Annotated in this window: 11 protein-coding genes; 6 read left to right on the top strand and 5 right to left on the bottom strand. The window is 37.1% G+C overall.

All coding sequences use genetic code 11. The features are described 5' to 3' along the window. The 5 genes from JEM65_RS15490 (at position 1) to JEM65_RS15470 (ending at position 6,502) form a co-directional block, all read left to right on the top strand. Positions 1 to 780 (top strand): SDR family oxidoreductase, encoded by a 780-nt coding sequence (locus JEM65_RS15490; RefSeq protein ID WP_199601378.1) that lies wholly within the window; start codon positions 1 to 3, stop codon positions 778 to 780. 2 nt (positions 781 to 782) lie between these two features. After that, positions 783 to 2,111, top strand: a complete 1,329-nt coding sequence (gene fucP / locus JEM65_RS15485) for an L-fucose:H+ symporter permease (protein ID WP_199601444.1) — start codon at positions 783 to 785, stop codon at positions 2,109 to 2,111. Further along, a complete protein-coding gene (locus JEM65_RS15480) occupies positions 2,098 to 2,439 on the top strand; it encodes an L-rhamnose mutarotase (protein ID WP_199601376.1) in 342 nt (113 codons plus the stop codon). The genes fucP and JEM65_RS15480 overlap by 14 nt, the downstream gene beginning before the upstream one ends. A gap of 6 nt (positions 2,440 to 2,445) precedes the next feature. Next, entirely contained in the window at positions 2,446 to 3,594 is a 1,149-nt protein-coding gene (locus JEM65_RS15475; protein ID WP_199601373.1) for an alpha-hydroxy acid oxidase, read from the top strand. A gap of 553 nt (positions 3,595 to 4,147) precedes the next feature. After that, the gene (locus JEM65_RS15470; RefSeq protein WP_199601371.1) at positions 4,148 to 6,502 is read left to right on the top strand and encodes a glycoside hydrolase family 95 protein; all 2,355 of its coding nucleotides are present in this window, start codon (positions 4,148 to 4,150) and stop codon (positions 6,500 to 6,502) included. A gap of 42 nt (positions 6,503 to 6,544) precedes the next feature. Here JEM65_RS15470 and JEM65_RS15465 read toward each other — a convergent pair whose 3' ends face one another. From JEM65_RS15465 to JEM65_RS15445, 5 genes are all read right to left on the bottom strand, one after another. Then, entirely contained in the window at positions 6,545 to 7,180 is a 636-nt protein-coding gene (locus JEM65_RS15465; RefSeq protein WP_199601369.1) for a DUF4403 family protein, read from the bottom strand. 233 nt (positions 7,181 to 7,413) lie between these two features. After that, entirely contained in the window at positions 7,414 to 8,454 is a 1,041-nt protein-coding gene (locus tag JEM65_RS15460) for an RES domain-containing protein (protein ID WP_199601367.1), read from the bottom strand. Between the two features lie 2 nt (positions 8,455 to 8,456). Further along, a complete protein-coding gene (locus JEM65_RS15455; protein ID WP_199601365.1) occupies positions 8,457 to 9,392 on the bottom strand; it encodes a sce7725 family protein in 936 nt (311 codons plus the stop codon). Beyond that, positions 9,374 to 10,258, bottom strand: coding sequence for a sce7726 family protein (locus JEM65_RS15450; RefSeq protein ID WP_199601363.1), 885 nt, complete (start codon positions 10,256 to 10,258; stop codon positions 9,374 to 9,376). The genes JEM65_RS15455 and JEM65_RS15450 overlap by 19 nt, the downstream gene beginning before the upstream one ends. Positions 10,259 to 10,719: 461 nt before the next feature. Next, positions 10,720 to 11,274, bottom strand: a complete 555-nt coding sequence (locus tag JEM65_RS15445) for a TonB-dependent receptor domain-containing protein (RefSeq protein ID WP_233530679.1) — start codon at positions 11,272 to 11,274, stop codon at positions 10,720 to 10,722. 344 nt (positions 11,275 to 11,618) lie between these two features. Between JEM65_RS15445 and JEM65_RS15440 the strand changes: the two genes are divergently transcribed. Then, positions 11,619 to 13,211 (top strand): ABC transporter substrate-binding protein, encoded by a 1,593-nt coding sequence (locus JEM65_RS15440; RefSeq protein ID WP_199601361.1) that lies wholly within the window; start codon positions 11,619 to 11,621, stop codon positions 13,209 to 13,211. Positions 13,212 to 13,232: the final 21 nt, after the last annotated feature.

The following is a 13,232-nucleotide window of genomic DNA, read 5'->3' as shown; positions in this document are numbered from 1 at the left end:
ATGGATTTAAAACTGAAGAATAAAGTAATAATTGTCACGGGAGGTTCAAAAGGTATCGGCAACGGTATTTGTAATGTATTAGCTCAAGAAGGCGCTGTTCCGGTGATTGTAGGACGCACTGAATCGGATGTTTTAGAGGCTGTAAATAACATAAAAGAAAGGGGAGGGAACGCATTTCATGCTATTGCTGAACTGACCAATAAGGAAGCATGTAAAAATGCGGTTGAAAGTGTGATTAAGAAATTTGGACGTATTGACGGTTTGGTAAATAACGCAGGTGTTAATGATGGTGTCGGTCTTGAATCTGGTAATTACGATGACTTTATGTTGTCCATTCAACGCAATGTGGCCCATTATTACGCGATGGCTCATCACGCATTGCCCGAGCTTAAAAAATCTAAAGGTGCTATCGTGAATATTGGCTCTAAAACTTCAGTTACCGGTCAAGGTGGAACATCAGGTTACGCCGCTGCCAACGGTGCCAGAAACGCATTGACTAGAGAATGGGCGTTAGAATTATTGCCGTACAGCATTCGTGTAAACGCCGTAATTGTTGCGGAATGTGATACACCACAATATTCCAATTGGTTAAAAACCTTCCCAAATCCGAAAGAACGATTGGCTGAAATCACCAAAAATATTCCTTTAGAAAACCGTATGACCACCACTACTGAAATCGCCAATACTGTCGCATTTTTATTATCAGAATTATCAAGCCATACTACCGGACAATTGGTGTTTGTTGATGGTGGGTACACACATTTAGACCGCTCCTTATAATGATGAAAAACCTTACTAAACAACCAATCGTTTCCCGAAACATTCTCCTGCCATTCATATTGATAACCTCTCTATTTGCACTATGGGGAATCGCGAATGATTTAACCAATCCTATGGTGTCGGCATTTAAAAAAGTCATGCCAGAACTTTCAAATACACAAGCGTCATTAGTGCAATTTGCCTTTTATTTTGGATATTTCTTTATGGCTTTGCCAGCAGCGTTGTTTATTAGAAAATACAGTTATAAGTCTGGAATTATTGTTGGATTGACCTTGTATGCCATTGGCGCATTTTTGTTTTTTCCGGCGGCAAAATTCGAAACTTTTAATTACTTCTTGATTTCCCTTTGGGTAATGACCTGCGGATTGGCATTTTTAGAAACCACTTCTAATCCGTTGATTTTAGCCTTAGGACCTAAAGAAACTGCAACCCAACGTCTCAATTTAGCGCAATCATTCAACCCCATAGGCTCCTTAACAGGAATGATCATCGCGCAGGTATTTATTATTGATGCTCTGCGATCCGTAGATTTTACGGAAGAAACCTACCAAGCCTTATCCAATTCAGAAATGGCCGTCATTCGCGAGAACGATTTAAGCGTCATCAGTGTGCCATACATTGCTTTGGGTATTTTGGTTTTGGTAATCATGGGGGCAATCATGGCAGTTAAATTTCCGAAGGTGGAAGCGCATTCCAAAATTGCACTTTCAAAGACCTTTAAAATTTTGGTTAAGAATAAAACCTACATCACTGGGGTGGTAGCGCAAATTTTTTATGTAGGTGCCCAAATTATGTGCTGGACTTTCATTTTTCAATATGTAGACAATTTGAATGCAACATTACCAGCCAACGAACAACTCACCGCAACTTGGTATAATGTTGGCGCGATGCTATTATTTTTGGCAGGAAGATGGCTTGGGACGCTCTCAATGAAGCGTTTTAGCCCGGCCAAATTGTTGTTTGTTTTTGGAATTGGCGGTGTAATCACTACGATGATCACTGTCTTTGTCGGCGGACATTTAGGATTGTACAGCCTAGTTGCCACATCACTTTTTATGAGTATTATGTTCCCAACCATTTACGGTATTGCTTTAAATAATATGGGCGATGAAGCTAAAATTGGTTCAGCCGGTTTGGTGATGGCCATTGTAGGCGGCGCCCTATTGCCAGTTTTACAAGGAAGTATATTAGATATTGGCGGCCCAGGTTTTAGCGATGCAAAAATCTTAGGCTATATACCGGAAGTTAATTTTTCGTTCATTCTGCCGTTAATTTGTTTAGCCGTGGTGGCATTGTTCGGATATAAAACTATGAAGCATGAAAACGCATAGATACTGTTTTGCACTCGATTTGATCAATGATGCCGAATTAATTTCGGCCTATAAGAAACATCATGAAAAAGTTTGGCCGGAAATTGTTGAAAGTATTAAGGATAGCGGCATTGAAAACTTAGAGATTTATGTTGTTGAAAATCGTCTCTTTATGATTATGGATGTTAACGAGGGTTTCTCATTTGAAAAGAAAAATGATAGGGATGCCAACAACCCAAAAGTTCAAGAATGGGAGAGCCTTATGTGGAAGTATCAACAAGCACTTCCTGGCGCAAAAGCTGGTGAAAAGTGGGTATTGATGGATAAGATATATCATTTAAAAGCGTAGCATAATATGGAATTGACAATAAACCCTAAATATCCGTCTGTAACCGATTTAAGGAACAGGGCGATGGTAAAAATACCAAAGTTCGCTTTTGAATATTTGGACGGTGGTTGTAACGAAGATATCAATTTAGATAAAAACCGTACAGATCTGCAAAAGGTGGAATTGATGCCACAGTATTTGTCAAAGTTTGATAGGTCAGATACTAAAACTGAATTGTTTGGCCATACCTACGATGCGCCTTTTGGTATAGCTCCAATAGGACTTCAAGGTCTCATGTGGCCTAACGCTCCAGAAATTTTAGCCAAAGCCGCGTTTGCTCATAATATTCCGTTTATATTGAGTACGGTAACCACATCAAGTATTGAACGAATTGCAGAATTAACGGAGGGCAAATCCTGGTTTCAACTGTATCATCCCGCCGATGAAAAAGTGAAGCGGGATTTGCTGGATAGAGCCGCCAATGCTGGAACTGATGTGTTGGTGATTTTAGCCGATGTACCTACGTTTGGGCATCGTCCACGTGATATTAGAAATGGTCTGGCCATGCCGCCAACCATGAGCTTAACAAATATTCTTGAAGTTTTTACAAAACCCGATTGGGCGATTCAAACTTTAATTCATGGCCAACCGTCTTTTAAAACCATGGAAGCTTATATGCCCAAAGGTTTAAATTTGAAAAAGTTGGGTGAGTTTATGGACGTGACTTTTTCTGGACGCTTAAATGAAGATCGAATCGCTTCAATAAGAGACCAGTGGGAAGGGAAATTAGTGATTAAGGGCGTGGTCAGTGAAGAAGACGTGCAGAAAGCGATCAATTTAGGAGTAGATGGATTAATTGTGTCCAATCACGGCGGACGTCAATTGGATGCCGGCCAATCTACCATTGTACCGATGACGCATTTGGCCGAAAAATTTAAGGGCCAAATAAAAATGATGGTCGACTCTGGTTTACGTGGAGGTCCTGATATAGCAAGGGCCATGGCAAGCGGCGCAGAGTTTACGTTTATGGGACGCAGTTTTATGTATGGTGTTGGTGCTTTGGGCAAAGAAGGTGGGAATCATACCATTTCGTTGATGAAACGCGAATTTCAGCAAGTGATGGAGCAGGTGTGTTGTGAGAAAGTAGAAGATTTACCGAAGTTTTTGGTGAAGTGATGGAGATTTTAGAGAAGAGAACAAAGAACAAAGAAAATAGAATAGAGAACAGAGAACAGAGAGAAGAGAAATTCTCGATTTATAATTCACGATTTATTAATTACTCACCCTCTTAAATTCTCCTCCTCGGGAAGGAGGAGTGGATTCTGCTTCCGGAGAGAAGCAGAAGACGAGGTGGTTTTTGGTTGATTATAAGTAGGATTATATTTTGAACAGGGAACAGAGAGTAGAGAGTAGAGAATAGAGAATAGAGAAATCTGGAATCACAATTCACAATTCCCAAATTAAACTACCCTCTTAAATTCTCCTCCTCGTGAGGGAGGAGTGGATTCTGCTTCCGGAGAGAAGCAGAAGACGATGTGGTTTTTGGTTGATTATAAGTAGGATTATATTTTGAACAGGGAACAGGGAACAGGGAACAGGGAACAGAGAACCAAGAACCAAGACTTGATTTGAACTAACTGATAATCATTCGTGATTCTGAATTAAGTTTGTTCATATTTTACCTGTTTCCTGAATACTCATATCAAATTAATATAAAATTAAAAAGACATTGAAAAGTTTAAAATTAGCATGTAGTGTGTACTTCATTTTTCTGACGATGACAACCTTTGCTCAAAAAAGTAATCCTTTAGAACTGTGGTATGATGAGCCCGCTACGGTGTGGATGACGCAAGCCTTACCTATTGGAAACGGTTATGTGGGTGCCATGTTTTTTGGAGGTGTTCAGGAAGAACAAATTCAATTTTCAGAAGGCAGCCTGTGGTCTGGGGGGCCTGATTCAAATCCTGACTACAACTTCGGGATGCGTGACAGTGCCTATAAGCATTTACCTGAAGTAAGAGCCTTGTTAAAAGAAGGCAAAAAAGCTGAGGCTCATAAAATTGCCCAGGCTCAATTTACCGGTATTATTAACACCGGGAAACAGTACAATGCTGATTTTGGCGATTATGGAGCGCAACAAACCATGGGCGATATCTTCGTAAAAGTGGGACATACGGGAGAAGTTGCCAACTACAAACGCAGTCTTGATATTAGCAAAGCACAGGGGAAAGTTACCTACAATATTGGCAAAGATACCTACAACCGTACGTATTTTGGAAATTACCCAAGCAATACTATGGTGTATCGTTTTGAAAGTTCAAAAAAGACGGATTATGAAATTCGATTTGAAACACCTCACGAACTGGTTTCTCAAAATTTCAATGCTGGTATATACACTTTTGAAGGTAAAGTTGCTGATAACGGAATGCCGTTTGAAACGAAGTTATCCTTGAAAATGTCAGATGGTAAAATCACCTACAAGGATGGTATCATTTATGTAAAAGGCGCGAAAAATGTAGTCATCTTGAACACTTCTGCAACAGGGTACAGGCTTGATTATCCTACGTATAAAGGAAACGATTATAAAGCAGGCAATAACGCTGTATTGAAAAAATGGGAAAGCACCACATTTGATCAATTGAAGAACGAACATGTTACAGATTATTCTAATTTATTTGATCGCGTCAGTCTGAATTTGGGCGAGGGTCCAACCCTAAACATCCCAACTAATGAACGCTTAAATGCCTACGCGAATGGTTCAGATGATAACGCTTTAGAAAGTCTGTATTTTCAGTATGCACGCTATTTAATGATAGCAGGCAGCCGACCAAACACCATGTCGATGCACTTACAGGGCAAGTGGAACAACTCCACCAATCCGCCATGGGCTGCTGATTACCACAGTAATATTAACTTGGAAATGATTTATTGGCCTGCAGAAATGACCAATCTTTCAGAATGCCATGAACCGTTTTTAGACTTGATTGAGAGTTTGGTAGAACCAGGAAAATTGGCTGCCAAAGAATTTTTTAATACCCGTGGTTGGATGGCCAATACCATGATCAATGCCTTTGGTTATACCTCACCAGGATGGGGCGTAGATTGGGGATTCTTTCCAACAGGTGCAGCGTGGTTTTCGCAACATTTATGGGACCATTATGATTTTACACAAGACACAACCTATTTAAAAGAGAAGGCCTATCCAATCATGAAAGAATCGGCGCTCTTTTGGATCGATTACCTTACTAAAGATGAAAACGGTAAGTTGGTGTCCACACCGTCATATTCACCAGAGCACGGTGGGATTTCACAAGGAGCTTCTATGGACCATCAAATTGCCTGGGATGTTTTGAACAATTCTATCAAAGCTGCTGAGGTGCTAGGAATCAACGACGACTTCACCAACATAGCCAAAATGACTAGAGATGGGATTTTAGCACCTAAAATTGGCTCTTGGGGACAGTTACAGGAATGGACAGAAGATGTGGATGATCCAAAAAGCAATCACCGTCATGTCTCTCATTTATTCGCCTTGCATCCAGGAAATCAAATTTCAACGGCGAAAACGCCAGAATTAGCTGAAGCCTCCAGAGTCACCTTAAACGCTCGTGGCGATAGCGGTACAGGCTGGTCGCGTGGTTGGAAGATGAACTTTTGGGCACGTCTTAATGACGGGAACCGCACCCATAAAATGTTGAAAAGCTTACTCAAACCTGTTGCAGACACCAGTGTTGACATGTCCACCGCTGGAGGAACCTATTCCAATTTATTGTGTGCACACCCGCCATTTCAATTGGATGGTAATATGGGGGGCGCTTCTGGAATGGCAGAAATGCTGCTCCAATCGCACTCAGGAATCATCGAATTATTGCCAGCTTTACCGGATGCCTGGAACTCAGGAGAAGTGACAGGATTAAAGGCGCGTGGCGGATTTGAAATAGATATGCTTTGGGAAAATGGACGTATCCATACAGCAAAAATCGCAGGACAACCAAATGAATCAGGTCAAGTTAAAGTTAATGATGAGGTGTTAACATTCAGTTTAAATGCTGATGGGGTGTATACGTATGCGGCTCAAAAATAGAAATTAGTAAGAAAGGGCTATTTCGTGATTAGAAGGATTAAATTAATCTGCTCCAAACTCTAAATCGTCAATGCTGATCACACACCAACCTTGGGTATGGATGAGCACCCAGATCACATCTTTTTTGATCTCAAAATGACTAATGGTAAAATTGGCGACATTCCCCATGATGGAAACACCCTTTGTCGTTTTTAGAGTAGACGCCAACTGAGCATTTATAATTTCGATCTTTTCCTTTACAATTGGCATTAGATCGAGGCTCAAGGCGTTGATGATTTTTTTATAAATAAAGGTATTCAGTACAGATTTTAGCAGGTTATTAGTAACCCAATTTTTTCCGCTACTGTCCATGTTATAGGCTTCCACATATAATTTTTGGGTGTCGACATTCAACTTTAAATCCGCATGGACCGACACTTCAACGGTATTCCTATTGAATAGCAGCGTGAGCGGTTGTAGGCGCATCTTTAGACAGAGATTGTACGCATTGTGTTCACTTTCGGCAAGCTTCAGATCTAGGATTCTAAAATAGTTAGAGCTGTTGCCCTTCGCGTCTTTATGACTGATGTTGGTATCCCTAAATTTTTTCTTCAGGAAGGTATCAAGGACTTCAAAGCCTATTTGAACGGGCAATGTTAATGAAATGTCTTGATCAGACGGTGTTGGATTGGAATTCATAAAAAGAGCATTGAGAACTAGAAATTTAAGATAAATTTTGAAGGTAGATGGCCTTCTTACGGGGTTATCTTATCTCAAATGAGCAATCAGCACATTCAGGTGGTGGGTTTTTAGTTGGAATAATGAATGCTGTGAGAAAATTTCAATAGAGTTACTTTAAATTTATATTATGGCGTGATTAAACAAGCCACACTGACATTTCAATTCCCGCCACACTATAGTTTTTGGGATAGTTATTTTATTTTTCCGTGTGTTAATTGGATATCTTTAATTTCGTAAACATCTGTTTTAAAACATTCTAATTTCTTTGGATTAAAAATGGCGATATTGTAACCATCTGAATTCAATGAACTTTGATATTCCACACCATCAAATCCTAAAGATTTAATGAATTCCGATATATATTGGGTAGGAATATAATCTAATGTTTGGTCACGTTTTCTAATGGGTAAAGACAGTTCCTTTTGAAGTGTTTGAATGAATGGAATATATATTAAATAATTTTCAATTTCCTCAATTTCTGACCAATAAATCGGGTCGTCTTTTGGATTTCGAAGATTTAATATTTTAATATCTTCCGTTAGTTTGAATTCACCAACAGTTACATAGTCAAATAGTGATGCTCTAGTCTCATACATTGATGTTTCAAGGCTATCAGCTACGTACAGGTATGAAATTCCTTTTGGGTTTGCTCTGCCGCTTGAAGCTAATTCAATTGGTGGGTTTCCCATTTGCTCGCAAGGAAATCCACTTTTATCTGAAACTCTGCATCTAAAAAAAATCCTCCCTTTTTTGATGTTTCTATAAAAGCTCTCGTGCAGAAAAAACGTTTCTAGTTTTTTTAGGTCAATTGTGTTCTGAATATGGTAACGATTTACAAATTTAATTTCTTTTTTAAATTCGTTCCAAACATTATGTATGTTATCTGCCTGAGTTTCTAGAAATGGCTTGCGTGTTAAGGAAACATTGCTATTGAAAATTGATTCAAAAACTTCAATTTCATCCTCAAAAATAGCTTTCAATAGGTCAGTAGGACTTTCAACAATTTCACTTATTACATTAAAATCTTCTTTTAATGATTCAGAAATTTGAGAATCTGAATTTTCATCAGGAACATAAAGAGAAAGTATGTTTCTGAAAAATGGTGACAATTCTCTTGCTGAATAAATAGAAGTGTTAACGGTATTGCAAAAATCACAAGATCCAGTTCTATCATCCCCATTAATAATGCTAATAAGATATGAACTTGTAAAGCAATTAACGCAACAATTCATAATTAAATATTGTTAATTACTAATTCTATGTGATTCATTATAGATAGTTTTTTTAAAGTTCCTAAACCTGGAAAATGACCTCTTTGTTGCAAATCTCTAAATACGTTTATCGCAGCAGTATTTTTATTATTTTGGTCACACCAAATAACCAATTTATTAATTGCCTCTGAAAATTTACCACCTATATCTGAAACATCTTCATTCGAATCAGACACAAAATGTTTTACTTTAATTCTGTCGTTATCTACATAACTTAAATGAATAGCAACAGCTCTTGGTAAGAACCCAGATTCGGAATAGTTGTCTCCAATTGTTAGAAAATCTGAAAAACCTACAAAACCGTCTTGTTGATAAAACCTATACTCATTAGAAAAATCACTCTCTTGATTTAAATAGTCAGCATTTCTTGATTGCTCTTCGAAGTAGTCGTCAAGACTTACTAGTGTTGCTGGTTCAAATTCGCGATAGTATCTACGACTTGTTTTTGAAAAGTATATTAAATTATAAACAATATTTAGCTCACGATTCAATAATTCAATATTATGATTACTAATTTCAGTTTTATGAATTAGTGTTATTCCATTATAGTTTAATTTTAATCCATTTAAAAAATCAATTAGAACTTCAATGTTTGTCTCTGTTTTGGGATGAATTATGACTGCTAATTGATAATTAGTGTAATCTACTGGAACAGATGTACTAATAATTTCTACTATTTGAGCGTATTGACTTTTTAAATCACCGACTCTTGGGTTAATTATAATATTGAAATTCGCATTTCTATTAGCTAATTCGGTAAGTGTTGTATTTAAAGTACTTGAAGATTTCACGGGTTCAATTACAGGTGAAATTTTGTCTAATTCATGTGGAAATAAAGCACATAATTCTCTTAAAGCAATTAATTCAAATTGTTTACCTCTTAAATATGGGAAATACATATTTTGCTATTTTTATTTAGAAATGATTTTAATTCCACGTATTCATTTTCGGAAAAATCTAAAGTATAACAAATATGTTTTAAGCTATCTGGAATAGATTTATCTTTGATCTTTTTTGGATGTGAAATATTTCTAGATTTAAGTTTCCTAATTACTAATTTTTGAAATAATGAAATTTCTATCTCTTTAGCAAGATTTAAACACTCTCTAAAAATCCTAGTATTAGAGACATCAGGAATAAATTTATAATACTCTTCAATTAAATCTAGATATTCCTGTTTTCTTAATGTTTTAAATAATGTCTCGTAATTAAAAGTTGACACATTACTTTTTGCTTCTTTTACTGTTTTTAATGAATTTCTTGATGTTAATTCCACAATTCCAAGGGTGGAATTTACATAAAGTTCCATTAATTTGTTAATATATTTTGAACTAGTTACGATATAAACTTTGTCTCCAAATTTGCAGTAATCTAATATTTGCTTATCTAATTTTTCAAGATTATCTAGCTCTGTTTTTATCTCATAAACTCTCGCTTCTCCGTTTAACAAAACAAAATCAGCAATTGACTTTCCAATATTGAATTCGTTTAATGCTATTGTGTTTTTTAAACTATACTTTTTTAGAAGTAATTTGTTTGTAAGTATATTTTTATAAACATATTCATTCCTGTAATTTTTTAAGAGTGAATTATAAATAACATTTATTGCGTCTAGGTTAGTTGTGGAATCCGTAACTGTTATATGTTTTTTTATTTTGTAAAATGTTGAATAACAGTCACCTTCTCGTACAATCTTTTTGAAATTAGATGGCGAAATGATTTGCGACAAACTACGAATTTTACTTATGTCAGTTGCTATTTCCATATAAAAGCAAAGTTACAAAATTTATATTGTCGTTTTCTGCTTAATTCCGATGTTGTTTTTTAAGTCAGTGTAATTAATATCAACTATTATTTGACGGACTTCTGATCATTAACCCACCAATTTAAGATTTATTCAATAGATGTACTCCATATCTTTTAAATTTCTTAAATAGTTCTATGGTAATAATCCTACAAGGTGTAGTAAGGCTAACTAAATGGGGAATTATGATAAAAATTAAATGGGAATAAATTTTAGTTTATATATCATACTTATACGGTGTCTTTTATTAATGCCAGCTTATTTTTAAGTGTAGAAATGATGAATTCAGAAAGCATAATTGTCAGCTAAAACTAAAAATCCCCGTAACCATTGTGTTTGCGGGGGTTTTTGTTGTATCGTCAGAGACAACGACCATCCTTTCAACTTTTGGGTTTTTATATTCCTTCCCAAACGGTAAATTTTTAGAGGTCAGCTTGATAAAGCAATCCTAAATCTGCCCCAAAGCGCTGAGATTTACCACTTGGCTCCACAATTCCAGCATCACCTACATACACAAATTCCTGTTCAGAAAACAAATTCCACAACGCAGAATTGACCGCTAATTTTGGAATGGGTTTATAAATAGAACCAAAATCGGCTCCGTATGCCCTAGGTGAAATTTTCTCACCTTCTTGCTTTACCACTATGCGTGTGTCATTAGAATGAAATCCAATTCCGGTCTTTAAGAACCATTGTAAATTTTGGTTAGGATTATAGAGAAAATTTAATTTGGGACTCACAACTGCTTTCTGCTCTGCTTGCAAGGTGTAGGTTTCTGCCAATTGGTCTTCGTACATAAATTTAAAATAATCTAAACGCAGGGCTGGGGCAATGGTGAAATTTCCCAATTCGAAATCGACATTGACATAGGCAAACAAATTGGATTGGTTGATGTCTCCTAATTTCAGATGGTCTAGCGTTGTTTTTCGGTTTAAAGTATGAGACAATTCAACATCATCAATAATGTCATGCCTCAAGCCTATGCCTGAGGTTATAGTGGTTTCAACGGAATTCCATTGTAGATTGTTTTTTAAGGAGGCATTAAATCTAGGGATATTCCTGTCTTTTTTTTGTTTATCTGGTCTGCAGATAGGTCTTATTGAAGGAAGTTGAAATTGGAATAGCGTTCAAATCCATATCTGCCCTAAAAATGATTGGATTTAAATCCAAAAAACGGCAATTTGGACAGGTAAAAAAGTTGTAATACAGAACGTTAAGTCTTTGACTGGCTAATTAAGTCTTAAACAGAAAATAGTACTACGATTCCATAAATAAATATTACTTTTGAAAAAATTTTTAAGCGTCCCTGATAATTTAAACGATGAATAAGAAAATAACGCAGGCCTTATTTCTGCTGCTTGCTGTATTATTGATTTCTTGTGCAGATCAAGATAAAAATAACGCAAAAGGAGAGCAAAAGGACAATTTAGTCCTGGCAATTGGCGGGGAACCCGATAACGGTTTCGATCCCACCACGGGTTGGGGGCAATATGGGTCGCCTCTTTTTCAAAGTACGTTATTAAAATATGATAAAGATTTTAAAATTCAACCTAATGCTGCCATCGATTATAAGGTAAGCGAGAGCGGTCTGAAATGGACCATAACACTTCGGGATAGCATCCAATTTTCAGATGGAAAACCCCTTACCGCCAAAGATGTTGTGTTTACTTTTAATACCGCTAAGAATAGTGCGTCCGTTGTTGACCTCACCAACTTGGAAAAGGTTGATGAAATTGATAATCATACCGTTGAATTTACCTTAAAACAACGTAATTCTACCTTTATTTTTTATCTCGTGAGCCTTGGTATCGTTCCTAAGCACGCTTATAACGAAGCATACAAAGAAAATCCGGTTGGCTCTGGCCCTTATAAAATGGTGCAGTGGGATAAAGGACAACAATTAATCCTGGAAGCCAATCCTTATTATTTTGGAAAGCAACCTTATTTTAAAAACTTAACTTTTTTGTTTTTATCCCAAGACGCAGCCTTTGCCGCGGCCAAATCCGGTCAGGTCGATGTCGCCTCGGTTTCGCCCACATTGGCTGATCAAAAAGTCGAAGGGATGAAGCTTGTCAACTTGAAAAGTGCCGATAATCGTGGCGTAGTATTGCCTTTTGTGCCAAATGAAGGAAAGACAGTGAACGGTCATCCCATTGGGAATAATGTGACCTCAGATATAGCAATCCGGAAAGCCATAAATATTGGGATTGATCGAGAGGCTTTGGTCAATGGGGTTTTAAAAGGATATGGAACACCGGCGTATACCATAGCAGACCATTTGCCCTGGTGGAATCCTGAGACGGAGATAAAAAATGATGGTGATATAGAAAAAGCCAAAGAAATTTTAGAGAACGCTGGTTGGAAGGTAAAAGAGGATGGTATCCGTGAAAAGAAAGGAACTAAAGCAGAGTTCACCTTATATTATCCAGCAAATGACCAAATTCGAAAATCCTTGTCTATTGCTTTTGCCGATATGATGAAACCTTTGGGGCTCAAAATAGGGACGAAAGGCAAGAACTGGAATGCGATAGAAAAAGAGATGCATTCCAGTGCTACCTTATTCGGTTTGGGCAGTCATGATCCGATTGAATTATACAATGCCTTTAGTAGTAAAGTGCGGGGTCGAGGCTTGCACAATGTAAATTATTATGCCAACGATTCGGTTGATGCCTATTTTGAAAAGGCACTCCAGGCCCCATCACAAGAACAGGCCAATTTATATTGGAAAAAAGCACAATGGGATGGAAAAACCGGATTTTCCAATATAGGAGATGCACCCTGGGTGTGGTTGGTTAATCTAGACCATCTATTTCTTATGCGGGAAAACCTGATTATTGGTCCTCAAAAGGTGCAACCCCACGAACATAATTGGCCCGTTACTGATTTTATTGAATACTGGCATTGGAAAAACTAAAATAGCATAAGAAAAAGGTTA

This window comes from Gelidibacter salicanalis (genome assembly GCF_016469035.1).
In the GTDB taxonomy this organism is placed as follows: Bacteria; Bacteroidota; Bacteroidia; order Flavobacteriales; family Flavobacteriaceae; genus Gelidibacter; species Gelidibacter salicanalis_A.
The sequence above is the reverse complement of the archived record's forward strand: the minus strand, read 5'-3'. Positions and strand labels throughout refer to the sequence as shown.

Coding starts and splice junctions, on each gene's coding strand:
- JEM65_RS15450 (WP_199601363.1), bottom strand. CDS start 10,258: ATGGAAATAGCAACTGACATAAGTAAAATTCGTAGTTTGTCGCAAATC.
- JEM65_RS15490 (WP_199601378.1), top strand. CDS start 1: ATGGATTTAAAACTGAAGAATAAAGTAATAATTGTCACGGGAGGTTCA.
- JEM65_RS15455 (WP_199601365.1), bottom strand. CDS start 9,392: ATGTATTTCCCATATTTAAGAGGTAAACAATTTGAATTAATTGCTTTA.
- JEM65_RS15480 (WP_199601376.1), top strand. CDS start 2,098: ATGAAAACGCATAGATACTGTTTTGCACTCGATTTGATCAATGATGCC.
- JEM65_RS15475 (WP_199601373.1), top strand. CDS start 2,446: ATGGAATTGACAATAAACCCTAAATATCCGTCTGTAACCGATTTAAGG.
- JEM65_RS15440 (WP_199601361.1), top strand. CDS start 11,619: ATGAATAAGAAAATAACGCAGGCCTTATTTCTGCTGCTTGCTGTATTA.
- fucP (WP_199601444.1), top strand. CDS start 783: ATGAAAAACCTTACTAAACAACCAATCGTTTCCCGAAACATTCTCCTG.
- JEM65_RS15465 (WP_199601369.1), bottom strand. CDS start 7,180: ATGAATTCCAATCCAACACCGTCTGATCAAGACATTTCATTAACATTG.
- JEM65_RS15460 (WP_199601367.1), bottom strand. CDS start 8,454: ATGAATTGTTGCGTTAATTGCTTTACAAGTTCATATCTTATTAGCATT.